The organism is Streptomyces xiaopingdaonensis, assembly GCF_000262345.1.
Lineage (GTDB): Bacteria > Actinomycetota > Actinomycetes > Streptomycetales > Streptomycetaceae > Streptomyces > Streptomyces xiaopingdaonensis.
In genome coordinates this window covers 1-2692 of the sequence record NZ_AJTQ01000355.1, presented here as the reverse complement: position 1 = coordinate 2692, position 2692 = coordinate 1, and the positions used below count along the sequence as shown (strand labels likewise).

At 69.9% G+C, this 2692-nt stretch carries 3 protein-coding genes; all 3 read left to right on the top strand.

Annotated features, from left to right (window positions below):
* The first annotated feature begins 103 nt into the window (after positions 1 to 103).
* The 3 genes from UWG_RS0126705 (at position 104) to proC (ending at position 2549) form a co-directional block, all read left to right on the top strand.
* A complete protein-coding gene (locus UWG_RS0126705; protein ID WP_029391800.1) occupies positions 104 to 868 on the top strand; it encodes an ABC transporter ATP-binding protein in 765 nt (254 codons plus the stop codon).
* A gap of 33 nt (positions 869 to 901) precedes the next feature.
* A complete protein-coding gene (locus UWG_RS0126700; RefSeq protein WP_016910255.1) occupies positions 902 to 1639 on the top strand; it encodes an ABC transporter permease in 738 nt (245 codons plus the stop codon).
* Between the two features lie 109 nt (positions 1640 to 1748).
* Positions 1749 to 2549 carry a pyrroline-5-carboxylate reductase gene (proC, locus tag UWG_RS0126695; RefSeq protein WP_029391799.1) on the top strand — a complete coding sequence of 267 codons (801 nt, stop codon included), beginning with the start codon at positions 1749 to 1751 and terminating at the stop codon, positions 2547 to 2549.
* Positions 2550 to 2692: the final 143 nt, after the last annotated feature.

Here is a 2692-nt window from a genome sequence, read left to right as displayed (position 1 = left end):
GGGGGGGAGCCGTATCGACGCGGGTGCGCGATCCCGCGCACCCGAACGAGCCCTGCCCTGACGACCCTTGACGCGGCGGGAGCGCCGACCCATAATTCCACGCATGGTGAATAAAGACGCAGCCGCGCCTTCCCAAGGCGCACCGGCGATCGAAGCAGCAGGTCTGACCGTGCACCGCGGCAGTCGCCGAGTCCTCGACGACCTCTCCTTCGCCGTCGAGCCCGCTCGCGTCACCGGCCTCCTCGGCCCCTCCGGGGGCGGCAAGTCCACCCTGATCCGCGCCGTCGTCGGCACCCAGGCGAAGGTCGGCGGCACTCTCCGGGTGCTCGGCCGCCCAGCGGGTTCGGCGCCTCTCCGCTCCCGCGTCGCCTACGTGACGCAGTCCCCCTCCGTCTACCTCGATCTCACACCCCGCCAGAACCTCGACTACTACGCCTCCGTCCTGGGCATCCCGCGCAAGGAGCGCCCGGCACACGTCGAGCGCGCCCTCGCCGACGTCGACCTCACCTCGCACGCCGACGACCTCACGGGCAGCACCTCGGGAGGCCAGCGCTCCCGCGTCTCCCTCGCCGTGGCGCTCCTCGGCGCCCCGCAGCTCCTCGTGCTCGACGAGCCGACCGTCGGCCTAGACCCGGTCCTCCGCCGAGACCTCTGGGACCTCTTCCACCGCCTGGCCGAGAGCGGCACCACCCTCCTCGTCTCCTCACACGTCATGGACGAGGCCGAGCGCTGCGACCACCTGCTCCTCCTGCGCGAGGGGCACCTCCTCGCGGCCGACACCCCGGAGAACCTCCGCACCCGCACCCACGCAGCGACCGTCGAGGACGCCTTCCTCGCCCTCGTCGACGAAGCCTCAGCGCACCACTGACGCCATCCCTCCCGAGCGCCGAAGAAGGCCGCCATGAACGTCACACGCACCCTGGCCACAGCCCGCCGCGTCCTGCGCCAACTCAGCCACGACCCCCGCACCATCGCCCTGCTCCTCCTGGTGCCGGTCTTCCTGCTGGTGCTCCTGTACTACGTCTTCGACGCGGACCGCCAGAGCTTCGACGGCATCGGTGCCTCACTCCTCGGCATCTTCCCGCTGGTGACGATGTTCCTGGTCACCTCGATCGCGACGCTCCGCGAACGCACTTCGGGGACTCTCGAACGCCTGCTCTCCATGCCTCTCGCCAAGGCCGACCTGATCGGGGGGTACGCCCTCGCCTTCGGTCTGCTCGCGGTCGTCCAGGCCGCCGTCGCGACCGGCACCGCGATCTGGCTCCTCGATCTCGACATGGCCGGCTCCCCCTGGCTTCTCCTGCTCGTAGCCCTCCTCGACGCGCTTCTCGGCACCGCGCTCGGGCTCTTCGTCTCGGCTTTCGCCGCCTCGGAGTTCCAGGTCGTCCAGTTCATGCCGGCGGTGATCTTCCCGCAGATCCTCCTGTGCGGGCTCTTCGCCCCACGCGGTTCGATGCAGCCGGTCCTCGAAGCGATCTCGAACGTCCTCCCGATGTCCTATGCGGTCGACGGCATGAACGAAGTACTCCGCCACTCCGACCCCACCGGCGACTACGTCCGGGACCTGGCGGTCGTCCTCGGCTCCGCGCTCCTCGTCCTCGCCCTCGGCGCTGCGACCCTCCGCCGCCGCACGGTCTGACACCGCTCACCGGACACGTCGACGCCGGGCGCGGCGGCGGTGGAAGGATGCGAGGGACCGCCGGCTCAGACCGGCAGCTGTCAGGCACGTGTAGGAGATGAACCGCCAGATGACACAGAAAGTCGCAGTCCTCGGCACCGGCAAGATCGGCGAGGCCCTGCTCTCCGGAATGCTGCGGGGCGGCTGGTCCCGCTCCCACCTCATGGTGACCACCCGGCGCCAGGAGCGAGCCGACGCCCTGCGCGCTCGGTACGGAGTGGAGGCCGTCTCCAACGCGGAGGCCGCCAAGAGCGCGGACGTCCTCATCCTCACCGTCAAGCCGCAGGACATGGCGACTCTTCTGGAGGAACTCGGGCCGCACACCCCGGCGGACCGGCTCGTCATCAGCGGTGCCGCGGGTCTCACCACGTCCTTCTTCGAGGAGCGCCTTCCTCAGGGCGTTCCCGTGGTCCGTGTCATGACCAACACCCCGGCCCTCGTCGACGAGGCGATGTCGGTGCTCTCCGCGGGAACACACGCCACGGAGAGCCACCTCGCCCTCACCGAGGAGATCCTCAACGGAGTCGGCAAGACGCTCCGCGTCCCCGAGTCCCAGCAGGACGCCGCCACCGCCCTCTCGGGCTCGGGCCCCGCCTACTTCTACTTCCTCGTCGAGGCGATGATGGACGCGGGCATCCTGCTGGGGCTGCCGCGCGACAAGGCACACGAGCTGGTGGTCCAGGCAGCCGTCGGCGCGGCGGCGATGCTCCGCGACAGCGGCGAACGCCCGGTGACCCTTCGTGAGAACGTCAGCTCTCCGGCGGGCACGACCATCAACGCGATCCGCGAGCTGGAGAGCCACCGCGTCCGCGCGGCCTTCATCGACGCCATCGAGGCGGCCCGCGACCGGAGCAGGGAACTCGGCTCCTGAGCCTGGCTCGTCGAAGCTTGACAGTGGTGGGGGTGGTCCGTAGTGTTCTCCGAGCTGCCCCGGAGGCTCTGTGTTTCGTGTGGGTGGCTCTTCTGCCGTCTGGTGGCGGTCTCTTCTGGTTGGTTTTCTCGTTTCTCTGCGGG

Coding starts and splice junctions, on each gene's coding strand:
- UWG_RS0126705 (WP_029391800.1), top strand. CDS start 104: ATGGTGAATAAAGACGCAGCCGCGCCTTCCCAAGGCGCACCGGCGATC.
- UWG_RS0126700 (WP_016910255.1), top strand. CDS start 902: ATGAACGTCACACGCACCCTGGCCACAGCCCGCCGCGTCCTGCGCCAA.
- proC (WP_029391799.1), top strand. CDS start 1,749: ATGACACAGAAAGTCGCAGTCCTCGGCACCGGCAAGATCGGCGAGGCC.